Annotated in this window: 21 protein-coding genes; 8 read left to right on the top strand and 13 right to left on the bottom strand. The window is 58.9% G+C overall.

The features are described from left to right. The 5 genes from ACR0EL_RS01325 to ACR0EL_RS01345 are packed head-to-tail and all read left to right on the top strand — an operon-like array spanning position 1 to position 6,216. Complete coding sequence (locus ACR0EL_RS01325) at positions 1-633, top strand: phage distal tail protein, Rcc01695 family (protein ID WP_480497549.1); 633 nt, start codon at positions 1-3, stop codon at positions 631-633. Then, on the top strand, positions 633-1,520 hold the full coding sequence (locus tag ACR0EL_RS01330) for a DUF2163 domain-containing protein (protein WP_480497551.1): 888 nt from the start codon (positions 633-635) through the stop codon (positions 1,518-1,520). The genes ACR0EL_RS01325 and ACR0EL_RS01330 overlap by 1 nt, the downstream gene beginning before the upstream one ends. Continuing rightward, entirely contained in the window at positions 1,517-1,963 is a 447-nt protein-coding gene (locus ACR0EL_RS01335) for an NlpC/P60 family protein (protein WP_480497553.1), read from the top strand. Before ACR0EL_RS01330 ends, ACR0EL_RS01335 begins: the two co-directional genes overlap by 4 nt. Next, positions 1,963-5,910 (top strand): baseplate multidomain protein megatron, encoded by a 3,948-nt coding sequence (locus ACR0EL_RS01340; RefSeq protein ID WP_480497555.1) that lies wholly within the window; start codon positions 1,963-1,965, stop codon positions 5,908-5,910. Before ACR0EL_RS01335 ends, ACR0EL_RS01340 begins: the two co-directional genes overlap by 1 nt. Before the next feature lie 9 nt (positions 5,911-5,919). Beyond that, positions 5,920-6,216: a DUF7742 family protein gene (locus tag ACR0EL_RS01345; RefSeq protein ID WP_480497557.1), complete on the top strand. Its 297-nt coding sequence runs from the start codon at positions 5,920-5,922 to the stop codon at positions 6,214-6,216. Here ACR0EL_RS01345 and ACR0EL_RS01350 read toward each other — a convergent pair. After that, positions 6,197-6,556 (bottom strand): TraR/DksA family transcriptional regulator, encoded by a 360-nt coding sequence (locus ACR0EL_RS01350; RefSeq protein WP_480497559.1) that lies wholly within the window; start codon positions 6,554-6,556, stop codon positions 6,197-6,199. The genes ACR0EL_RS01345 and ACR0EL_RS01350 overlap by 20 nt on opposite strands. A gap of 63 nt (positions 6,557-6,619) precedes the next feature. On the opposite strand from ACR0EL_RS01350, the gene cysE reads away from it, so the two are divergent. Continuing rightward, positions 6,620-7,429: a serine O-acetyltransferase gene (gene cysE / locus ACR0EL_RS01355; RefSeq protein ID WP_480497561.1), complete on the top strand. Its 810-nt coding sequence runs from the start codon at positions 6,620-6,622 to the stop codon at positions 7,427-7,429. Positions 7,430-7,500: 71 nt separating this feature from the next. Here the strand turns inward: cysE and ACR0EL_RS01360 are convergent, their stop codons facing one another. The 6 genes from ACR0EL_RS01360 to ACR0EL_RS01385 all read right to left on the bottom strand — a co-directional run bounded on the left by ACR0EL_RS01360 (position 7,501) and on the right by ACR0EL_RS01385 (position 13,480). Continuing rightward, positions 7,501-8,796: a pyruvate dehydrogenase complex dihydrolipoamide acetyltransferase gene (locus ACR0EL_RS01360; RefSeq protein ID WP_480497563.1), complete on the bottom strand. Its 1,296-nt coding sequence runs from the start codon at positions 8,794-8,796 to the stop codon at positions 7,501-7,503. A gap of 14 nt (positions 8,797-8,810) precedes the next feature. Then, entirely contained in the window at positions 8,811-9,296 is a 486-nt protein-coding gene (locus ACR0EL_RS01365) for a hypothetical protein (RefSeq protein ID WP_480497565.1), read from the bottom strand. Positions 9,297-9,299: 3 nt separating this feature from the next. Then, positions 9,300-10,658 carry a pyruvate dehydrogenase complex E1 component subunit beta gene (locus tag ACR0EL_RS01370; protein WP_480497567.1) on the bottom strand — a complete coding sequence of 453 codons (1,359 nt, stop codon included), beginning with the start codon at positions 10,656-10,658 and terminating at the stop codon, positions 9,300-9,302. Between the two features lie 15 nt (positions 10,659-10,673). Beyond that, positions 10,674-11,663: a pyruvate dehydrogenase (acetyl-transferring) E1 component subunit alpha gene (pdhA, locus tag ACR0EL_RS01375; RefSeq protein WP_353006546.1), complete on the bottom strand. Its 990-nt coding sequence runs from the start codon at positions 11,661-11,663 to the stop codon at positions 10,674-10,676. Between the two features lie 176 nt (positions 11,664-11,839). Next, complete coding sequence (locus ACR0EL_RS01380; protein WP_170530568.1) at positions 11,840-12,139, bottom strand: septum formation initiator family protein; 300 nt, start codon at positions 12,137-12,139, stop codon at positions 11,840-11,842. A 150-nt stretch (positions 12,140-12,289) separates the two neighbouring features. Then, positions 12,290-13,480, bottom strand: a complete 1,191-nt coding sequence (locus ACR0EL_RS01385; protein ID WP_480497570.1) for a phosphoglycerate kinase — start codon at positions 13,478-13,480, stop codon at positions 12,290-12,292. A gap of 136 nt (positions 13,481-13,616) precedes the next feature. Between ACR0EL_RS01385 and ACR0EL_RS01390 the strand changes: the two genes are divergently transcribed. Together ACR0EL_RS01390 and ACR0EL_RS01395 are read left to right on the top strand one after the other, a co-directional pair. Continuing rightward, positions 13,617-14,123 (top strand): peptidylprolyl isomerase, encoded by a 507-nt coding sequence (locus ACR0EL_RS01390; RefSeq protein ID WP_480497572.1) that lies wholly within the window; start codon positions 13,617-13,619, stop codon positions 14,121-14,123. Beyond that, positions 14,116-14,673 (top strand): peptidylprolyl isomerase, encoded by a 558-nt coding sequence (locus ACR0EL_RS01395; RefSeq protein WP_480497574.1) that lies wholly within the window; start codon positions 14,116-14,118, stop codon positions 14,671-14,673. Before ACR0EL_RS01390 ends, ACR0EL_RS01395 begins: the two co-directional genes overlap by 8 nt. Before the next feature lie 36 nt (positions 14,674-14,709). Here the strand turns inward: ACR0EL_RS01395 and ACR0EL_RS01400 are convergent, their stop codons facing one another. From ACR0EL_RS01400 to ACR0EL_RS01425, 6 genes are all read right to left on the bottom strand, one after another. After that, positions 14,710-15,999: a hypothetical protein gene (locus ACR0EL_RS01400; protein WP_480497576.1), complete on the bottom strand. Its 1,290-nt coding sequence runs from the start codon at positions 15,997-15,999 to the stop codon at positions 14,710-14,712. A gap of 148 nt (positions 16,000-16,147) precedes the next feature. Further along, a complete protein-coding gene (gene aqpZ, locus ACR0EL_RS01405) occupies positions 16,148-16,837 on the bottom strand; it encodes an aquaporin Z (protein ID WP_480497578.1) in 690 nt (229 codons plus the stop codon). A gap of 114 nt (positions 16,838-16,951) precedes the next feature. Beyond that, on the bottom strand, positions 16,952-17,761 hold the full coding sequence (locus ACR0EL_RS01410) for a M90 family metallopeptidase (protein WP_480497580.1): 810 nt from the start codon (positions 17,759-17,761) through the stop codon (positions 16,952-16,954). 110 nt (positions 17,762-17,871) lie between these two features. Continuing rightward, the gene (locus ACR0EL_RS01415) at positions 17,872-18,372 is read right to left on the bottom strand and encodes a bactofilin family protein (protein ID WP_480497582.1); all 501 of its coding nucleotides are present in this window, start codon (positions 18,370-18,372) and stop codon (positions 17,872-17,874) included. Beyond that, positions 18,362-19,690, bottom strand: coding sequence for a DUF5930 domain-containing protein (locus ACR0EL_RS01420; protein ID WP_480497584.1), 1,329 nt, complete (start codon positions 19,688-19,690; stop codon positions 18,362-18,364). The genes ACR0EL_RS01415 and ACR0EL_RS01420 overlap by 11 nt, the downstream gene beginning before the upstream one ends. Positions 19,691-19,865: 175 nt before the next feature. Then, a complete protein-coding gene (locus ACR0EL_RS01425; RefSeq protein WP_480498402.1) occupies positions 19,866-20,684 on the bottom strand; it encodes a ferritin-like domain-containing protein in 819 nt (272 codons plus the stop codon). Between the last annotated feature and the right edge of the window lie 63 nt (positions 20,685-20,747).

Genomic DNA, 20,747 nt, shown 5'->3' on the forward strand with positions numbered 1-20,747 from the left:
ATGAATTTTCACGAGGTCAGATTTCCGGCCAGCCTGAGCTTTGGCTCGGTCGGCGGTCCCGAGCGGCGCACAGATATCGTGACGCTGGCCAACGGGTTCGAAGAACGCAACACCCCCTGGGCACATTCGCGCCGTCGCTATGACGCAGGGCTTGGGATGCGGTCGCTGGATGATATCGAGACGCTGATTTCTTTCTTTGAGGCGCGGCAGGGGCAGATGTTCGGGTTTCGCTGGAAGGATTGGTCTGATTTCAAATCGGGCCTGGCCTCGGCGGATATTGAACGTAGTGATCAGGTCATCGCGCTGGGCGATGGTGTGCGCACTGAATTTCAGCTGGTCAAGACCTATACATCGGGCGGTGTCAGCTATGTACGCCCGATTGCCAAGCCAGCGTTGGGCACGGTGGTCTTGGGGCTGGATCAGGATGAAATTCGAGAAGGCGTGGATTTCGAAGTTGATCTGACTACAGGCGCAGTCGTGTTCGCGGATCCGCCGCCTGAGGGTGTCGAGATCACAGCCGGGTACGAGTTCGACGTGCCGGTGCGGTTCGATACCGACAAGATTCAGACCAGTGTTGCTAGCTTTCAGGCCGGTGACGCGCCAAATGTTCCTGTGGTCGAGGTGCGTGTCTGATGGCCGGGGATGTTCAGGGGCTGCACGCCCATCTTCAGACCGGTCTGACCACTGTATGCCGTTGTTGGGCAATCACGCGCGCGGATGGGCAGGAATATGGCTTTACGGATCACGACCGGGAACTGGAATTCGAGGGAGTGATCTTCAAGGCCAGTACCGGCCTGACCGCTGCGGCGATTGAACAGGCGACCGGGCTGTCGATTGATAACACCGAAGCAATGGGCGCGCTGTCTGACGCCGCCGTGCGCGAGGAAGATATCGAAGCGGGCCGGTTCGATGGCGCAAAGGTGCGGGCCTGGTTGGTCAACTGGGCCGATCTGGATCAGCGCATCCTGCAGTTTCGCGGATCGATTGGAGAGCTGCGCCGCTCGGGCGGGGCATTTCACGCCGAGCTGCGCGGGCTGACCGATCTGCTGAACCGTCCGCTTGGGCGCATCTATCAGAAACCCTGTACGGCGGTTCTGGGCGACAAAGTGTGTCGGTTCAATACCAACGCCGAGGGGTTCTCGTTTGAGGCAGAGATTGTGGCCTTTGACGGTGCTACATTGATCCGTGTGGACGGGGCTGAAAACGCGGCTGCGGCATGGTTTGAGCGTGGTCGTCTGGACGTTCTGTCCGGTACGGCCGGCGGACTTTGGTCTTCGATCAAAGCGGATCAGAGGGTTGATGGCGGGCGCGAGGTGACCTTGTGGTCCGGAATTGGCGGAGGGCTGTCTGTTGGCGACCGGGTCCGGCTGACCGCGGGCTGCGACAAGCGCATGACAACCTGCCGGTTGAAGTTCAACAATATTCTGAATTTTCAGGGCTTTCCCGATCTTCCGGGCGAAGATTGGATGATGGCGGTGCCCAAAAAGACCAATTCGAACAACGGGGGAAGCAGGCGGTGACACCACACAGACAGGATATCGTGGACGAGGCGCGCAGTTGGCTTGGCACGCCCTATGTTCATCAGGCTTCGACCAAGGGAGCAGGCACCGATTGTCTGGGCCTGTTGCGCGGCGTTTGGCGCGCGCAGATTGGTCATGAGCCGGAAGAAGTGCCCATCTACACGATGGATTGGTCCGAACCTCAGGGCGAGGAGCGGATGTGGGCCGCTGCGCAGCGCCATTTGATCGAAAAGCCAAGCGCAGAGCTTTTGGCGGGTGATGTGGTGCTGTTTCGCATGCGCGACAGCGGCATCGCCAAGCATTTGGGGATCATGACCAGCATCGGCGCAGTTCCGCGTTTTGTTCATGCCTATGACGGGCACGGCGTTGTCGAGAACGCCCTGAGCGAGCCGTGGCGCCGTCGGATTGTGGCTTGTTTTGAGTTCCCGTTGGAGGTCCGCTGATGGCGACGATAGTTCTTTCCGCAGCCGGTGCTGCATTAGGTGGGTCAATCGGTGGCACGATTGCCGGCCTGTCGACCGCCATTATTGGCCGTGCCGTGGGCGCAACCATCGGGCGGGTGATTGACCAACGGCTTCTCAGCCAATCCGTGATGGGCGGCGGTAGTGACGTTGTCGAAACCGGGCGGATGGACCGGTTCCGCCTGACCGAGACAGGCGAGGGCGCGCCGGTGTCGACCGTGTTCGGGCGGATGCGGGTCGGAGGGCAAGTGATCTGGGCTTCGGATTTTCTAGAAACGCGCAGTGAGACCACCGAAGGCGGAGGCGGGGGCAAAGGCAAGCCGAAGACGCCCAAGGTGACGACCGTTACCTACAGCTACTCCATCTCGCTGGCGATTGCCGTTGGCGCGGGACAGATCGCAGATGTTGGCCGCGTCTGGGCCGATGGCGAAGAACAGGAACTGAGCGGCCTGAACATGCGCATCTATCATGGGTCTGACGATCAGTTGCCGGACCCTCTGATCGAATCCATCGAAGGCGCGGGCCAGGTGCCAGGCTATCGTGGTACGGCCTATGTCGTGATAGAAGACTTCCAGCTTGGGAACTTCGGAAATCGTGTTCCGCAGTTTTCCTTCGAAGTCGTGCGCCCGCCGCAAACGGACCTGCCGGATCGCGAAACCTCGGTCCAGGAATTGGTGCGGGGTGTCGCGATGATGCCCGGGTCGGGTGAATACGCCTTGGCCAGTTCGCAAGTGAACTATGCGCTTGGTTACGGCCAAAGCGCACCGGCCAATGCAAGTTCCGCTTCTGGGTGGACGGATTTGGTGACCTCGACCCGTACTCTGACGCAAGAGTTGCCGCATTGCGATGCGACCTCGCTGATCGTGTCATGGTTCGGGGATGATCTGCGCTGCGGGTCCTGTGACATCCGTCCCAAGGTTGAACGCCGTGATGCAGATGGGCAGGGGATGCCATGGAACGTATCTGGCCTGTCACGCAGCCAGGCGCAGCTAGTAGCGCGAGAGGATGATCGCCCGGTCTATGGTGGGACGCCCACGGATGCCTCGGTCGTCGAGGCGATCCGGCATCTGAAGCTATGGGGCAAGCGGGTCATGTTCTACCCGTTCATCCTGATGGAGCAGTTGGCTGGAAACGGATTGCCCGACCCCTGGTCGGATGCAACAGATCAGCCGCATCTGCCCTGGCGCGGACGGATCACGCTGAGTGAGGCCCCCGGGCGCACGGGTTCCCCCGATGGCACTGCGGATGCCGACGCGCAGGTTGCCGCGTTTTTCGGGACGGCAAAGGCCAGTGACTTTGTCATTGGTAATGGCACCGTTAGCTATTCAGGGCCACAGGAATGGGGGCTGAACCGGTTCATTCTGCACTATGCAGCCTTGTGCAAGGCTGCGGGCGGGGTCAGTTCGTTTTGCATCGCATCCGAGATGCGCGGGCTGACGCAAATACGCGGAGCGAGCGGTTTCCCGGCTGTTGCACGTCTGCGGACGCTGGCGGCTGAGGTGCGCAGCATTTTGGGCCCCGATACCAAAATCGGCTATGCAGCGGATTGGAGCGAATATTTCGGCTATCAACCGCCCAGTACCAATGATCGGCTGTTCCACCTCGATCCACTATGGGCCGATGGCAATATCGATTTCATCGGTATCGACAACTATATGCCCCTGTCCGATTGGCGCGATGGCGAAGATCATCTGGATGCCGTTGCGGGCGCGCCATCAATCTATGATCTCGATTATCTGCGCAGCAACATCGAAGGCGGCGAAGGGTATGATTGGTACTATGCCTCGCCCGAAGAAGCAGAGGCGCAGATACGCGCTCCTATCGAAGACGGCGATTATGATGAGCCTTGGATCTGGCGCTACAAAGATGTGCGGAACTGGTGGCTGAACACCCACCATGACCGGATCGATGGTGTGCGACAGGTGAATCCAACGGATTGGATTCCGGGATCAAAGCCGATCTGGTTCACGGAATTGGGCTGTGCGGCCATTGATAAGGGCACCAATCAGCCGAACAAGTTCCTTGACCCCAAATCGTCGGAATCCCAGCTGCCTGCCTATTCCAATGGCATGCGCGACGATTTCATCCAGGTTCAGTACCTTAGGGCGATGCTGAGCTATTGGGGCGATCCGCAGATCAACCCGATCTCGACGGTCTATGGTGGTCCGATGGTCGATATGTCCAATGCCTATGTCTGGGCCTGGGACGCGCGGCCGTTTCCGGCGTTCCCGAACCAGAGCGCGAAATGGAGTGACGGTGGCAATTATGCGCGCGGTCACTGGCTGAACGGGCGATCAGGCGCACGCACGCTGGCCTCGGTCGTGACTGAAATCTGCTATGGCGCCGGGGTGACTGATATCGACGTATCGGGCCTCTATGGCGTTGTACGTGGCTATGTCATCGAAGACGTCACCAATGCGCGGTCCGCCCTGCAACCACTGATGCTGCGCTATGGGTTCGACGCCATCGAACGTGACGGCGTGTTGCGGTTTCAGATGCGGGATGGCTATGGCGCTGTAGATCTGAACCCGGATCTTCTGGCGGTCAGCCCCGATCTGGATGGCACTGTCGAATATCGTCGTGAGGCCGAGGCGGAGATGACCGGTCGCGTGCGCCTGCGTTTTGTCCAGTCCGATGCAGACCACGATTTCGTTGCCGAGGAGGCTGTGCTGCCCGATGTAAGCACCCATGCCGTTTCGGTCAATGAGATGCCCCTGTCGATGACGCGCGGCGAAGGGCGACAAACGGCGGAACGCTGGCTTAGCGAGGCGCGCGTGTCGCGCGACAGCACCCGGTTTGCGCTGCCGCCGTCGATGATGCATCTGGGCGCCGGGGATGTCGTCCGCCTGTCGGGTGAGGCCAAGGGTGCGCTCTACAGAATTGACCGGATGGAGACGGCAGAACTGCAACTGGCAGACGCAATTCGGGTTGAGCCGGGGGTCTATAAGCTGTTGGACATTGAAGAGGACCCTGTTTCGGTAAAGCCCTATTTGGCGCCTGTTCCGGTGCTGCCCGTCTTCATGGATTTACCGTTGATCACAGGGGCGGAGGTGCCGCATGCGCCTTATCTGGCTGTGTCGGCTGATCCATGGCCAGGCAATGCGGCGGTCTATAGTTCGACGACGGATCAGGGTTATACGCTCAGCGATGTGATCACCGCACCAGCCACGATTGGCCGGACCGAAACGCCGCTGCTGCGCGCCAGCGCTGGGCTTTGGGATAACGGACCAATCCTTCGGATCAGACTGATCGACGGCCAATTGGAGTCGCAACCGCGCGAGGCACTCCTGAACGGGTTGAACCTTGCGGCCATCGGCGATGGAACACCTGGCAATTGGGAAGTGTTCCAGTTCTCGAACGCGGTGCTGGAAAGCCCCGGTGTCTACGCGCTTTCGGGGCGGTTGCGCGGACAGCTGGGGACGGACGCGCTGATGCCGGATGCTTGGCCTGATGGGTCGGTCTTTGTGCTGCTGAATGACAGTGTCTCGCAGATCAACCTGCTGCGGACCGAGCGGCGGATAGATAAGCACTATCGTATCGGACCGGCGACCCGGGGATATGATGATCCGTCCTATACGCACCTGGTGCGAACCTTTGATGGCAATGGGCTTCGGCCCTACTCGCCGGCGCATCTGACGGCAAGGGCAGTGACCGATGGTTATGCAATCAGCTGGGTGCGTCGCACCCGTGTAGATGGCGATGACTGGTCCGGTCTGGACGTACCATTGGGCGAGGAAACCGAAGCGTATCTGGTGCGCGCTTGGTCCGGCACAACGGTTCTACGTGAAGAGGTGGTGACCCAACCGCAATGGACCTACACGTCCGCGATGCAGGCCGCAGATGGGGTATCCGGGCCGTTTGAAGTAGAAGTTGCGCAGGTTTCCGCCATTTACGGTCCGGGTGCTTCGGCCCGCGTGATGGTCGGGTAGACCGGCCTGATGCGCCCTTTGCTTCATGGGGACCTTGGCGCTGCGGCGCGCGCCTTGTTGACGGTGCCGCAGCCTCAGCGAAAGAGCCTGTGTTTGAAGATGATCGCCGAGGCGGAACTGGTCGACGCGCATGTCAGATCATCCGGGCGCTTGCATCCGTTTTATGGAAATGGATCGCTGATGGCTGCGGCGCGAAACCGACAACTTGCGGATGAACCAGGGTTTGATGATACGCAGTATTACCAATGTTTTGAACTGGTTCTGCGTCAGCTGGCCCGCTTTCACCTTAGCCAGAGGCGCAGCTGACGCATTTGCTGGCCGCCAGGTCCAGTTTTAGACGGCCATCCGGAATTCGGTCGCCGCAGTCCTCGCAATACCCGTATTCACCGCCTTCTAAACGTTGCAACGCCGCTTTGAGACGGTGCGTTTCGATATTCCGGTTCGTTTGCTGCGCTTTGGCCATCGCCTGATTCTGCAAGGCATCCATGCGGCTGAGGCGTCCGACGGCCTGTTGGTCCAATTCGACGACGGCCTGCGCCTGCTGAGATGATGCCGAAAGCGCCGTTAGCTCGGCTAAACGGGCGCGAATGAGGATGTCAAAATGGCTTCGTTCTGTTTCATTCATTTTTGTTGAAGACCCGATCACGGGTTTGCGTTTGGTGTTTTTGTCACTAAATGGCATTCTAGGCGCAGCAGAGGATCAAAAGCCATGTTTGAAAAGCGCAGCCATGTAACGCCGGTCGATCCGGTTTGGACCCGCATCACCTCAGAGGCGACCGAGGCCGTGGAAAAAGAGCCGCTGATGGGCGGGCTCGTCCATGCTTGTGTGTTGCATCACCGCAGTCTTGAGCGGGCTTTGTCCTATCGTATCTCGGCCAAACTGTGTTCGAATGAGATGTCTATGATGGTGCTGCGCGAGATCGTGGATGAAACTTATGCGGACGATCCCAGCCTGCTTGAGGCCGCGCGGGCCGATCTGATGGCGGTGTACGAACGCGATCCGGCCTGCCACCGCCTGTTGCAGCCGATCTTGTACTTCAAAGGCTATCAGGCGATGCAGGCCTATCGCGTGGCGCATTGGCTGTGGCGGAAGGGACGCCATGATCTGGCCTATTTCTTTCAGATGCGGTCATCCGAGATATTCGGGATCGATATTCACCCGGCGGCCAAGATCGGCAAAGGCATTATGATCGACCACGCGCATTCCATTGTTATCGGTGAGACTGCGGTTGTGGGCGACAATGTCTCGATGTTGCATTCGGTCACGCTGGGCGGGACCGGCAAGGAAGAGGAGCAGCGCCATCCCAAGATTGGTGATGGCGTTCTGATCGGAGCTGGGGCTAAGGTTCTGGGCAATATCGAAGTGGGTCATTGCAGCCGCATCGCTGCCGGGTCTGTGGTTCTGCAGCCTGTTCCATCCTGCAAAACCGTTGCTGGCATACCCGCCAAGATCGTAGGCGAGGCTGGTTGTGATCAACCTTCGATCTCGATGGATCACATGCTCGGCAAAGATCAGTAGCTGGACATTGATAAACGCAAAAGGCCGCCTCGGTAACCGAGGCGGCCTTTGTTTTTTGTGGTTGGCTGTATTTAAGCCAGCATGACAATCGGATTCTCCAGATTGTCGACGATAGCTTGCAACAGTTCTGCCCCAAGCGCCCCATCGATGACCCGATGATCGACGGACATGGTCACCGACATGACGGTCGCAACCGCTAGCTCTCCGTCCTCGCCAACAACTGGTTTCTTGATGCCCGAACCGACGGCCAGAATGCCAGCATGCGGCGGGTTTACGATGGCGTCGAAATTGTCGATGCCGAACATACCGAGGTTCGAAACCGCGAAAGTGCCCCCCTGATATTCATGTGGGGCCAGCTTGCGCTCGCGGGCACGACCGGCGAGGTCTTTCATTTCGGTTGACAGCGCTGACAGCGACTTGGTGTCGGCGTCCTGCAGGACCGGGGTGAACAAGCCGCCTTCGATGGCAACCGCAACGGCCACATCCGAAGGTTTCAATTGCAGAACCCGATCACCTGCCCAGACCGCATTACAAGCCGGAACCTGTTGCAGTGCGTTGGCGACGGCCTTGATGATGAAGTCGTTGACGCTCAGCTTCACGCCACGGCCTTCCAATTGCTTGTTCAACTGGCTGCGGAACTTGAGCAACGCGTCCAGCTTGATATCGCGACGCAGGTAGAAATGTGGGATGGTCTGCTTGGCCTCGCTGAGACGCGCGGCGATGGTCTTGCGCATCCCGTCCAATGCGATTTCTTCATATTCGCGACCTTCGTACATCCGCGCGACCATGTCGGCGGATGGGCCAGTCGGAGCGGCGGCAGCCGGGGCCGTAGCGGCGGCAGGCGCAGAAACCGGAGCCGTCGCAGTAGCACCTTCCACGTCCGCCTTGACGATACGACCATGGGGGCCAGAGCCGGTGATCTGCGCCAGGTCCAGACCTTTCTGTGCCGCGATACGACGAGCCAGAGGTGAAGCAAAAATACGGCCTCCATCGGCCTTGACCGGAGCCGCCGGAGCAGGGGCCGGCGCCTCGGACGCCGCTGGCGCGGCGGCCTCGTTGCCTGCGGCGGCTGGGGCCGCCTCAGGGGCCTTGGCAGGCGCAGCGGCGATATCATCAGCGCTTTCGCCATCTTCCAGCAGAACGGCGATGGCGGTGTTGACCTTGACCCCTTCAGAGCCTTCGGGGATCAGGATCTTGCCGATGGTGCCTTCGTCGACGGCCTCGAACTCCATCGTGGCCTTGTCGGTTTCGATCTCGGCCAGCAGGTCGCCGGACGACACGGTGTCGCCCTCTTTGACCAGCCATTTTGCAAGCGTGCCTTCCTCCATGGTTGGCGAAAGGGCGGGCATCAGGATTTCGGTGGGCATGTCTTCATGTCCTCTTACTTCGAAAATGAGTAAATCAGCGTTGCGATATCGATCAGGAGGATGGCCGCGCAAAAGGTGACGAACACTCCCACGACCACAGAGCGCGCCTTTGAGACACGCGGATGGTTCTTTTCAAGCCACTCGGTGAACTGGCCCAGGGCAGCGGCATCGCTGTGTTCCACTGCGGCCAGATAATCCATACCCAATTGCAGGCGTTGCTGCTCGAGCACGATGTAAATGACCGAAGCGTATGAGACGACGCAGGCAACACACAGCATGGCTCGGATGGGCCAGGCGCTTGTCAGGCTGCCTTCGACCGACAATAGATCGAACGAGATCTGGTCGAAGGCCTCCAGATTGAACGCGATGCTGACAAAGGAAACCACCAGGAACGCCGCACAGACATAAAGGAGGTTGCGGTTGTTATCCTTGCGCGCGGAGACCAGGCTTTCGAAAAGCCAGTCCACGCCCGCAGGATTATGTACGTTCCCGGGGGTCATTGCCTATCGGTAGGTCACTTGTTTGACCGCCGCGATCACCTCATCGGTGGTGATCAGGGCCAGCTTTTCCAGGTTCGCGGCATAGGGCATCGGAACGTCCTTGCCGGTGCAGTTGATGACAGGCGCGTCGAGATAGTCGAACGCATCCTGCATCACGACCGAGCTGATGTAGCTGCCGACCGAGCCTTGCGGCCAGCCTTCTTCGACCGTGACCAGACGGTTTGTTTTCATCACCGAGTTGATGATCGCGCCGGTGTCCATCGGACGGATGGTGCGCAGGTCGATGACCTCGGCGCTGATGCCTTCTTCGGCGAGTTTGTCGGCGGCTTCGAGTGCATATTGCATGCCTATGCCGAAGCTGACGATGGTCACATCTGAGCCTTCGCGCCAGATGCGGGCCTTGCCCAGAGGAATGGACAGGTTATCCACTTGCGGCACGTCGAATGTGCGTCCGTAGAGGATTTCGTTTTCCAGGAAGATCACCGGGTTGGGGTCGCGGATCGCCGATTTCAGCAGGCCTTTGGCGTCGGCAGCTGAGTATGGCATTACAACCTTCAGACCGGGGATCTGCATGTACCATGCGGCGTAATCCTGAGAGTGCTGCGCGGCCACGCGGGCGGCGGCACCGTTGGGGCCACGGAACACGATGGGGCAGCCCATCTGGCCGCCGGACATATAGAGCGTTTTGGCGGCGGAGTTGATGATCTGGTCGATCGCCTGCATGGCGAAATTGAAGGTCATGAACTCGACGATGGGTTTCAGGCCACCAAAGGCTGAACCAACCGCGATACCGGCAAAGCCATGTTCTGTAATCGGGGTATCGATCACGCGTTTGGCGCCGAACTCGTCCAAAAGACCCTGGCTGATCTTATAGGCGCCCTGATACTCGGCGACTTCTTCGCCCATCAGGTAGACGTCTTCGTCGCCGCGCATTTCCTCGGCCATCGCATCGCGTAGTGCTTCGCGGACGGTTTCGGATTTCATCTCGGCATCGGCAGGCCAATCCGGCGACCGGTCCACGACCGGAGCTGCGGGAGCGGGGGCCTCAACCGCCGCAGGGGCGGCCTCGGCCACCGCTGCGGCCGCGGGCGCAGCCGCCGGCAGGGCGGAGGCGTCTTCGCCTTCTTCCACCAGCACCGCGATAGGGGTATTCACCTTGACCCCTTCGGTGCCTTCCGCGATCAGGATCTTGCCAACGATGCCTTCATCGACAGCTTCGAACTCCATGGTCGCTTTGTCTGTTTCAATCTCGGCCATGATGTCGCCCGAGGATACGGTATCGCCTTCTTTGACCAACCATTTGGCCAGCGTGCCCTCTTCCATCGTGGGCGAAAGGGCGGGCATGAGAATTTCGGTTGCCATGTCTTATTCGTCCTCTCAGGCGTAAATATCGGTCCAGAGCTCTTCGACGGAAGGCTCAGGGCTTTCTTTCGAGAATTCGGCGGCCTGATTGACGACCTCTTTGATCTCTTTGTCGATCGCCTTCAGATCATCCTCGGTCGCGTGTTTGCCGGTCAGCAGCAGTTCGCGCACATGTTCGATCGGATCGCTTTGTTCGCGGACCTTCTGAACCTCTTCGCGGGTGCGGTATTTGGCCGGGTCGGACATCGAGTGGCCGCGATAGCGGTAGGTCTTGACCTCAAGGATGTAAGGGCCCTTGCCCGCGCGGCAGTGGGCAACAGCCTTTTCACCCGCCTCTTTAACGGCCAGCACATCCATACCGTTGACCATCTCACCGGGAATGCCAAAGGCCTGACCACGGTGATAAATATCGGCGGACGATGTCGAGCGCGCCTGCGCGGTGCCCATGGCGTATTGGTTGTTCTCGATCACGAATACGACAGGCAAATCCCAAAGGGCGGCCATGTTGAAGGTTTCGTAGACCTGACCCTGATTGGCTGCGCCATCGCCGAAATAGGTGAAGGTGACGCCGCCGTTTTCCTTGTACTTATCTGCGAAAGCCAGACCCGCACCCAACGGGACCTGCGCGCCGACAATTCCGTGGCCGCCGTAGAAATGCTTCTCTTTCGAGAACATATGCATCGAGCCGCCTTTGCCCTTGGACAAGCCGCCCTCGCGCCCGGTTAGTTCGGCCATCACGCCGCCCGGGTCCATCCCACAGGCCAACATATGACCGTGATCGCGGTACGAGGTGATCCGCTTGTCGCCTTCCTTGGCGGCCGCCTCCAGACCGACAACAACCGCTTCCTGTCCGATATAGAGGTGGCAGAACCCACCGATCAGACCCATTCCATAAAGCTGACCAGCCTTTTCTTCGAATCGGCGGATCAGAAGCATCTCGCGGTAGTATGTCTTGAGTTCTTCCGCAGAAACATTTGGTTTCTTTGTGGTTTTTCGCGCAGCCATCTTGGCGACCTCTCCCTTTCGGACAGATAGTTTAGCGTTAAACTATCTCATAAAGCATTTCGGGCTTTCTGGCGAGGGGAAATCTGACGCAGCGTCGCACGGCGTAGCGACCGGCTAGGGCGTAACCGGTTTGTTTGCGGAGAAAGACAGGGAATTTGACGATAGCTTGGTCCGTCTTAACGGATCACAATCTCATCTGCGCGGATCATGCCCAGGATTGACCGCGCCTGTTGATCCAGCAGGTCAAGATCCAGATAGGTATCCGACAGGCGACGCGTTAGGTTTTCCATCTCGACGATCTCGGTTTCAAGCTTGGCCAGGTCGCGTGACAGAGCGTCCCGTTCCGCTGCAATCTCGACCCGTCGGAACAGGCCATAGTCACCCTGCACGGCGGCAAAGGTGAAATAGACACCCAGCATGAAAGCCACCGAGAAAAACGCGACTGAGCCCAAACCGGGGCGATTGGAACGGGACACTCTGTTTACCGCCGTATGAAAACTTGCCTCAATAACGGGTCCTTTGCGAACCTCTGGCAGCACTATGTCACAGGTGATTCGGCTTGTGAATCCCCTGATTCGCAAAATCTTGCGGGAAAGTCAGATTATTCGACCGCCCGCAAAACAGGGCTATTGGTCCAGCGCAGCAACTCCGGGCAGGGTTTTGCCCTCCATCCATTCCAGAAACGCGCCACCCGCTGTTGAGATATACGAGAAATCTGCGGCCGCGCCGGATGCGTTCAGGGCGGCAACCGTATCGCCCCCACCTGCGACCGACACCAACTGGCCTGCGCGTGTCAGCGCGGCGGCTTTCAGCGCGGCTGCATTTGTGGCCGCATCAAAAGGTTCCAGTTCAAAGGCACCAAGGGGACCGTTCCAGATCAGGGTCTGGCTTTTTGCGAAGATCTCGGAAATTGCCGCAACGCTTTCGGGACCGGCATCCAGGATCATGCCCTCTTCGGTGCATTGATCGGCGGGCAGCACCTGATGCGGCGCATGGGCGGCAAAATTCTCGGCAACGACGATATCGGTGGGCAGCACGATGGTGCAGCCCGAGGTTTCGGCCTTTGCCAATATCTCAGCCGCGGTGTCCTTCATATCGCGCTCTGCCAGCGATTTTCCGACATTGATCCCTTGCGCAACGAGGAAGGTGTTGGCCATGCCGCCACCGATCACCAGATAGTCTACCTTGTCGATCAGGTTGCCTAGCAGCTCCAGCTTGGTCGACACTTTCGCGCCACCCACAACTGCCGTCACAGGGCGTTTTGGCGCGCCCAAGGCACCTTCCAACGCTTGCAGTTCAGCTTGCATCAAGCGGCCTGCACAGGCGGGTAGAAGACGGGCCAGCGCTTCGGTCGAGCTATGGGCACGGTGTGCGGCTGAAAACGCGTCGTTGCAATAGACGTCGCCCAGCTTGGCCATGCCTGCGGCCAGATCAGCATCGTTTTTGGTTTCTGCCGCGTGAAAGCGAGTGTTTTCCAACAGCAGAACTTGACCCGGTTGCAGGGCCTCTGCGGCCAGTTCGGCCTCGGTGCCGACGCAATCAGCGGCAAACAGAACCGGTGTGCCAAAGGCGCTTTCTAGCGTTGGCACCAACTGTTTCAGCGATAGGTTCTCGCGTCGCTCACCACCCGGCCGCCCGAAATGCGCCAGAAGGATCGGCTTGCCGCCCGCAGCCAAAATATCACGGACGGTGGGCACGATCCGCTCGATCCGAGTGGCGTCGGTGACAACGCCCTCCACGACGGGCACGTTGATGTCCACACGCACCAAGACGCGTTTGCCGTTCAGGTCCATATCGTCCAGCGTTTTCCAGCCCATCGTGCATTCCTTCGTGCGTTTGTTATCGATTTAGGCGGTTCTTTTCCTTCATTTTGCCCTCAGGTCAATGCGTCACTTGGCTTTCATGCGCCCTGCGCATAGGTATTTGCGCAAGATAAAACGACAGGAGGGCCAGATGGCCGAAATCATGGATCCCGAAAACACAATCATCATCGAGCTGAAAGACGGCAATGTCGTCATCGAGCTGCTGCCCGACGTCGCCCCGCAACACAGCGCACGGATGAAGGAGCTGGCCCGTGGTGGCGAGTATGACAACGTCGCCTTCCACCGTGTGATCGACGGCTTCATGGCGCAAACCGGCGACGTGCAGCATGGCGACATGGAAGACGGGTTCAACCTGCGTATGGCGGGCACCGGCGGGTCTTCCTTGCCGAACGTTCCGGCAGAGTTCTCGAAACTGCCGCATGATCGTGGTACGCTGGGCGCGGCCCGGTCGCAAAACCCGGACTCGGCAAACTCGCAGTTCTTCATCAACTTCAAGGACAATCACTTCCTGAACGGTCAGTACACCGTATATGGCCGTGTCATCGACGGCATGGAACATGTGGACGCTATCGTGCGAGGCGAGCCGCCGATGCAGCCCGATCGCATGATCAGCGTGAAAGTGGCCGCAGATGCGTAAGCTTGCTGTCGCTTTCACTTTGCTGGCCAGCCCGGCCTTGGCCACAGGCCTGCAGATCGAGGTCGAAGGGGAAGGGGCCAACGGCATCATTCTTGTCGACCTGTTCGAAGACGTCGCCCCGCAACATGTCGAACAGATCACCGCTCTGGCCAGCGAAGGCCAATATGACGGTGTGGTGTTTCACCGGGTGATCGATGGGTTCATGGCCCAGACCGGCGATGTGCAATATGGCGATCAAAGCGATGAGGCGTTTGACATGCGCTATGCGGGCCGTGGCGGGTCGGATCGCCCGGACGTACCGGCAGAGTTCTCGGATGTCAGCTTTGATCGGGGTGTCGTTGGCATGGCACGGTCGCAGGACCCCAACAGCGCAAACTCGCAATTCTTCATCATGTTCGAACCGGGGCCGTTTCTGAATGGCCAGTATACGGTTGTCGGTCAGGTCACCGAAGGCATGGATGTGGTTGATGCGATCAAGCGTGGTCATCCTGAATCGGGTGCTGTTTCCGGCCAACCGGATATGATGAAAACCGTCACTGTAACCGAATAAACGTTTTGCCCGGCGCGCCAAAGCGCCGGGTCTGTCCTAGTTCAGCTTTTCTGACGCTTGCTGTGCCGCTGGAAACACCGCGCGCCTGATCCGGGCCAGCAACCCGTTTTCCCTAATATGCTGTTGATAGGCCCTGTAGGATGGCGACTGCGACAGGCACCGTTCTTCATGCCAGGCGCGCATGAAATAGATGAAGTTCACCCCCAGCAGGGCCATGCAATTGGCCAATCCGGTCCAGAAATCCACCGCGATGAACGGGATCGAGACAAGCCACCAGCTGATGTTCTTGCTGATGTATGAGGGGTGCTTGCTTAGATTATAGGGGAAATCACAGGCCAGTCCGCGATAGGTGAGGTTGGAAAACCGAAGCCCCATACGGGCCGCTGTCAGGCAGTATATCCCAAGGAAAAACAGGATCGTGCAGCCCCAGATCGTGTAGAGAACCGGATAATCCCACAGCCACGCACCCCAGGCGAACCCCTCTTGGGTGTAGTTGAAATAGTCCCGCGACAGTACCTGCCAGAACGGCGCATAGCAGGCCAGGCAGACCAGCCAGCCGCTGACGGTGGTTTCTGTCCATCGGATATGGGACATCAGCAGCCGGGTGGCCGTTGCGTAGCCGATGACAACAACCGTCAGATCAAGGAAGAAGGAGAAGCGGAACAGGTATTCATAGACCTGGGGGAAGCTTGTCATCTCCCACAAGGATCGGGACTGAAAAAATGTCCAGTCATAGACCAGATAGCAGAACATCAGAGGCAGAAAGTAGCCTTTGACCAAAAGGCCCAGCAGATAGACCTTCAGCCCACGCGCGCGGGCGGAATGCTGTCCAAAGGTCAGAACTACGCGCCCCAGATGCCACATCCCATCCCGCGGATGCCGCATCATGAAATGCACCGAAGTGACAACCGCCAGAACGACGGCCAGAATTAGCCACCAGTAGTCGGCGAGCAGCGAAAAGAAGGGTGAATACCAATCCCCGCGATAAAGGTCCGCTGACCAATAAAACAAGGCAAGCAATCCGGCACTGGCCGCCAGTCCGACCAGCTTGACCTGAAAATCTTGAATATAGCCAGCATCACGAAAGTTCTGCGCCTTGAAAACCAGCCCGCTGCCGGGCATGCGGTGAAGCTTGGCAAAGGCGAATTCTGACGCGACCATCAAACCAAATACGGTCAGGGCGAACAGCACGGTTTGATCGCGGTCTGAAACACCGGGCATCGCGGGCCACAGATAGTGCAGGATCGGGATACTGAAGATCGCGACCAACCCGGTTGAGGCCGGGATGGCCGATGCGGGACGCTTAAAGCCGGTTCGCGAGGTCATGAACAGAAACTCTTACACATACGCAGCGATATTCGCGGCTTTCGGGCGGAATTCAACCTGGCAGTTATCAGGGCGGGAATTCCGACGGAATGTGTGTCTTGTATCAGATCAAGCGGCGCAACCCTTTGGCTGCGCCGCTTTGTTCAGGTTAGTCGCCGGGAGACATCACTTTCCAGATCAGTGCGCCAATTGCAGCACCGATCAGCGGCGCCACCCAGAACAGCCACAACTGAGCAAGTGCCGGGCCATCGGCAAACAGCGCAACACCGGTAGACCGTGCCGGATTCACCGATGTGTTGGTCACCGGAATCGAGATCAGGTGGATCAGCGTCAGGCACAGACCGATCGCAATCGGGGCAAACCCGGCCGGGGCGCTGCTTGAGGTCGCACCCAGGATGACCAGCAGGAAGAACGCGGTCAGCACGATCTCGATCACCAAAGCGGACATCATTGAGTATCCCTCAGGTGAGGCGTCGCCATATCCGTTTGAGGCAAATCCACCGACGCCCTCAAAGCCGGGCGCGCCGCTGACGATCAGATACAGAACGACGGCAGCCGCGATGGCTCCGATGACCTGAGCGACCCAATAGGGCAACAGGTCTTTGGCTGGAAACCGCCCGCCGATCATCAGCCCCAGGCTGACCGCCGGGTTGAAATGCCCGCCCGAGATATGGCCAACCGTATAGGCCATGGTCAGGACAGTCAGGCCAAAGGCGAAAGATACACCCAGCCATCCGATACCTACATCTGCCACGCCAGCGGCCAGAACCGCACTGCCGCATCCGCCCAGGACCAGCCAGAATGTGCCGAAAAACTCGGCCATAAGTTTTGATGACATGAAAACTCCTCCGATAAACCAATGGGTTTGAGTTTAGTTCAGAAGATGCCCTTTGTTAAATTTGCAGGCACGGGGAGTTTTCTGGGGAACGTGTCACAGATAACGCGTATTGCGTTAAGTCCAGCTGACCGGGTCCAGTTGAAACAGCAGTGAGAGCTGTTCATAGACATCGGGCACACTGTCTTTCAGCGCGTTTGGGCGTTCAAAGAAAACCTCGACTGAGACGGCGAAAAACTCTTCATGCCCTTCGGCGCCATAGGGATCGATGACAGTGGGCCTTCCGGTTTCAACCGCGAGGACATGGGCATCGTAAGCGGTGACAAAAACGCGCTCCCAGTCGGCATAGCTCTGCCCTCGGCTCAGGACTGGTACGCCATCTGTGCCGCCAGACAGGTCATCGATCTGATGCGCAAACTCATGAAACACAACATTGTGCCCGTCATGGTCGTTCAGGGCCCCTTGCCGACTATGCGCCCAGGATAGGATCACCGGGCCTCGGTTCCAGCTTTCTCCGGTGCGGATGATTTCTTTCTCCGTCACGACGTAGCCGCTGCGCCTTTGTTGGCGGGATTTGAACGCATTCGGATAGATCAGTATGGTCGTCAGATTGTCGAACCACATGTCGGTGTTCAAAACCAGAAGGCAGGCCTGAGCCGAGATCGAAAGGCGCATCTCTTCTGTGACCTCAAGCCCATCACAGCCAAAGAAGCGAACCTGATCCTGAAACAGGGTCATCTTACCGTCCAACTTGCTGCGCAAATCGGGTGGCAACCGCCGAACGATCGGCACCATGGTCTCGACCAGCTGTCGTTCCGAAGCTGTTAGCGTGGTGGCCAGCAGCCGGGCGCGGGCCTGCTTGCGCGACCATAGGTAGTAGGCAATGGCACAGGCAATCAGGGCGACAAGGCTTAGGAAAATCAACATGATCCGACCCTATGCCAGTTCCTGCCCGGCGGGAAACGCAAATCGGGCGTCGAAAGAAAAACGCCGCAGGATTGTCCTACGGCGTTTCAGAAATCTGCTTCGCGTTTGGCTTACTGTTTGACGTCCGCCGCAGGGTTGCCGCCGGATTTGCCGCTGCGACCGGGGTTCAGCGGATCGTCCTGACGCTGGACCGAGCCTTCGAAATGCGCGCCGCTTTCGATGGCGATGGTCTTGTGAATGATGTCGCCTTCGACTCGAGCGGTCGAGGTCAGGCGGACCTTCAGGCCACGCACGCGGCCCACGATACGGCCATTGACCACAACGTCGTCCGCGGTGACTTCGCCCTTGATCGTGGCGGTTTCACCAATGGTCAGCAAATGCGCGCGGATGTCGCCTTCGACAGTGCCTTCAACCTGAATATCGCCAGTGGTCTTGATATTGCCGGTGATGTGCAGGTCCGAAGACAGAACCGATGCGGGCGGCTTTGGCTTGGGCGCGGTGCTGGCCTTGGTTTCGGATGGGGCAGGGGCCGCCGGGGTCGCCGGAGCAGCAGGTTTCGCCGCCTCAGTTTCCTTGGATGCGGGCTCGTTGATTTTGCTCTTAGAAAACATTTCTCGCAGCCTTGATGTAAGTCATTGGGTTTACAGGTTTCCCGTTCACGCGCACCTCATAGTGCAGATGCGTGCCGGTGGACCGTCCGGTGCTACCCATATCAGCAATATGATCCCCGCGCGAGACCCTTTGGCCGACCTTTACGTTGATCTTGGTGTTATGAGCATAAAGTGTCTCAATTCCGAACGCGTGCTTGATCTTCACAAGGCGTCCGAAGCCTGATTGCCAGCCGGCATGGCTGACCACACCATCGGCAGTTGCAAAGATGTCGGTGCCTTGCGGACCCGCAAAATCGACGCCGTTATGCATCCGGCGACCGCCGGTTTTCGGGTCGCGGCGCGAGCCGAAGCCGCTGGTGAAGCGAACTGCAGAATGCACCGGGGTAGCAAACGGCGCCTTCTCCGCCGCGATGCGGTACAGATTCAGCTGGTCCATTTGTTGCAGAAGTTGGTTTGCACGCACCTCATCGGCAGAGAGATCACTCTCGCCGCGGGTGCTCATCGATAAAGGGGTCAGCGGACCGCCCATACCGCTATATCCGCGCCGGACCTCTTCGATGATACGATCTGTTGGCATGCCTGCTTGACGGAACATTTTGTCCAATGGCTCGACCGAGATAACCATCGCCTCTTCCAATTGGCGGAAGATCTCGTCGCTGCGTTCCTGCATCAGGCGGATTTCCAGCTCCAATTCGTCGCGCTGATCCAACGCGGTCTGCGCATCGGCGGCGATCTGGTCGCGTTCTTCGGCGGTGCGCGCCAATGCGTCTGTCATGAACTCCATCTGCGCCGGGTCGCCGACCGACGCCAGATACATCCCTGATCCGTCGCTGTCCTGCTTCAACTCGGTCAGTTCGGTGCGGACCTCTTCGCGCTGTTTCATGGTTGTGCGCAACGTGGTCTGGATCACCTCGATCCCGGTTTCCAACTCGCGGCGGCGGTTTTCCGAGGCCAGCAGTTCCGACTGCATTGCCGAAATCTGCGCAAGGGCTGCATTGAACCGGTCCTGTGCGGCCAGCGCTTCCTGCGCGCGAGCGTCCCGTTCAGCAGACAATATGTTCAGCCGTTCCTGATAGGTCGCCTGATCGCGTTTCGCCTGTTCTCGGAAGTTGCCTGACCCAATGCTGTCCATCAGCAGGATCGCGGTCGAAAGCGCGGTCCAGCCAACAATCACCGCAACACCGGCAACAGCGACCACTTGCGTCTCGGAGCTGAGCCGGATGAACCGGGTGTCCTGATCTGATTTAAGAAAAACCCGGCGTTCCGGGAAACGGCGTTCAAGCCATGAGTGAAACTTTATTGCCAGACGTGTTCTCACGCGTCTTACCTCTCATCCCCAAGATCGGGACCAGTCGTGGTGCAATCTCCGTCCCTTGGGGGGATTTCATAAAGCGGACCGGGACATCGGGCAAGTTTGCTGACCAATTTGACGCGAAGCTTGCGAAATTACCCTGTGTCATCGGCAGGAATTCGCCTAAATTCACCTAATTGGATCAATCTGAGACGGTGCCGGGCTGTGGTAAGTCTTCGGTGAGGGGCCAGTAGAAATCTGGCGGCAATCCGGCCTCGGCGCGTTTCTCTTCGTTAAAGGGCGGTTTCAGGACGCCATGGAAATAGCGCCGCACCAAGTCGTGGAACACATCCTTGGGATCGGCATTCTCACGTCCGCACAGGAAATGGAACCATTTGGACCCGTAGGCCACATGCCCGACCTCTTCTGCGTAGATGACTTCCAGCGCCGCAATGGCCTGATCGGCCTTGGCCTTCCGAAAGATGTTGATCATGCCGGGCGTGACGTCCAACCCGCGGGCTTCCAGTACCATGGGCACAACGGCCAGACGCCCCATCAAGTCCTCTGCCGTGTCTTCGGCCGCACGCCACATACCTGCGTGGGCGGGCAGGGCACCGTAAGAGCTGCCCATCTGTTCCAGGCAGTCGCAGACCATCTCAAAATGGCGCGACTCTTCCTCGGCGCATTTAACCCAGTCGTCATAGAATCCGATGGGCATCGGGACATGCCCAAACCGGGCTATGATGTCCCAATGCAGGTCGACCGCATTAAGCTCGATATGGGCAACGGCGTGCAGCAGAGCGATCCGCCCGGCCTCGGTTCCCGGTTTGCGCTTGGGCACTTCGCGCGGCGACAGCAGCTCGGGGTTGTCCGGGCGCGCGGGTTGCAAGGGGGGCGTCGCGGTGCCGATCTCGATCGCCTCGGCATCACCTTTGCGGGCGGCAAACCATGCGGCGGCGTGGCGTTTCGAAAGGGCGGTTTTTTCCCGCCCGTCCGCTGTTGTCAGAACCTCGGTGGCCATCTGGGTCAGTGTTGTGGGCACAGATACGCTCCGCGTGTTTAATGCAAGGCTGCGGCATAAACC

The organism is Ruegeria sp. AH12 (genome assembly GCF_056541465.1).

Bases quoted from the DNA above. Each gene is read 5' to 3' on its own strand.
- ACR0EL_RS01325 (WP_480497549.1), top strand. From the start codon at position 1: ATGAATTTTCACGAGGTCAGATTTCCGGCCAGCCTGAGCTTTGGCTCG.
- ACR0EL_RS01330 (WP_480497551.1), top strand. From the start codon at position 633: ATGGCCGGGGATGTTCAGGGGCTGCACGCCCATCTTCAGACCGGTCTG.
- ACR0EL_RS01340 (WP_480497555.1), top strand. From the start codon at position 1,963: ATGGCGACGATAGTTCTTTCCGCAGCCGGTGCTGCATTAGGTGGGTCA.
- ACR0EL_RS01345 (WP_480497557.1), top strand. From the start codon at position 5,920: ATGCGCCCTTTGCTTCATGGGGACCTTGGCGCTGCGGCGCGCGCCTTG.
- cysE (WP_480497561.1), top strand. From the start codon at position 6,620: ATGTTTGAAAAGCGCAGCCATGTAACGCCGGTCGATCCGGTTTGGACC.
- ACR0EL_RS01360 (WP_480497563.1), bottom strand. From the start codon at position 8,796: ATGCCCACCGAAATCCTGATGCCCGCCCTTTCGCCAACCATGGAGGAA.
- ACR0EL_RS01365 (WP_480497565.1), bottom strand. From the start codon at position 9,296: ATGACCCCCGGGAACGTACATAATCCTGCGGGCGTGGACTGGCTTTTC.
- ACR0EL_RS01370 (WP_480497567.1), bottom strand. From the start codon at position 10,658: ATGGCAACCGAAATTCTCATGCCCGCCCTTTCGCCCACGATGGAAGAG.
- pdhA (WP_353006546.1), bottom strand. From the start codon at position 11,663: ATGGCTGCGCGAAAAACCACAAAGAAACCAAATGTTTCTGCGGAAGAA.
- ACR0EL_RS01385 (WP_480497570.1), bottom strand. From the start codon at position 13,480: ATGGGCTGGAAAACGCTGGACGATATGGACCTGAACGGCAAACGCGTC.
- ACR0EL_RS01390 (WP_480497572.1), top strand. From the start codon at position 13,617: ATGGCCGAAATCATGGATCCCGAAAACACAATCATCATCGAGCTGAAA.
- ACR0EL_RS01395 (WP_480497574.1), top strand. From the start codon at position 14,116: ATGCGTAAGCTTGCTGTCGCTTTCACTTTGCTGGCCAGCCCGGCCTTG.
- ACR0EL_RS01400 (WP_480497576.1), bottom strand. From the start codon at position 15,999: ATGACCTCGCGAACCGGCTTTAAGCGTCCCGCATCGGCCATCCCGGCC.
- aqpZ (WP_480497578.1), bottom strand. From the start codon at position 16,837: ATGTCATCAAAACTTATGGCCGAGTTTTTCGGCACATTCTGGCTGGTC.
- ACR0EL_RS01410 (WP_480497580.1), bottom strand. From the start codon at position 17,761: ATGTTGATTTTCCTAAGCCTTGTCGCCCTGATTGCCTGTGCCATTGCC.
- ACR0EL_RS01415 (WP_480497582.1), bottom strand. From the start codon at position 18,372: ATGTTTTCTAAGAGCAAAATCAACGAGCCCGCATCCAAGGAAACTGAG.
- ACR0EL_RS01425 (WP_480498402.1), bottom strand. From the start codon at position 20,684: ATGGCCACCGAGGTTCTGACAACAGCGGACGGGCGGGAAAAAACCGCC.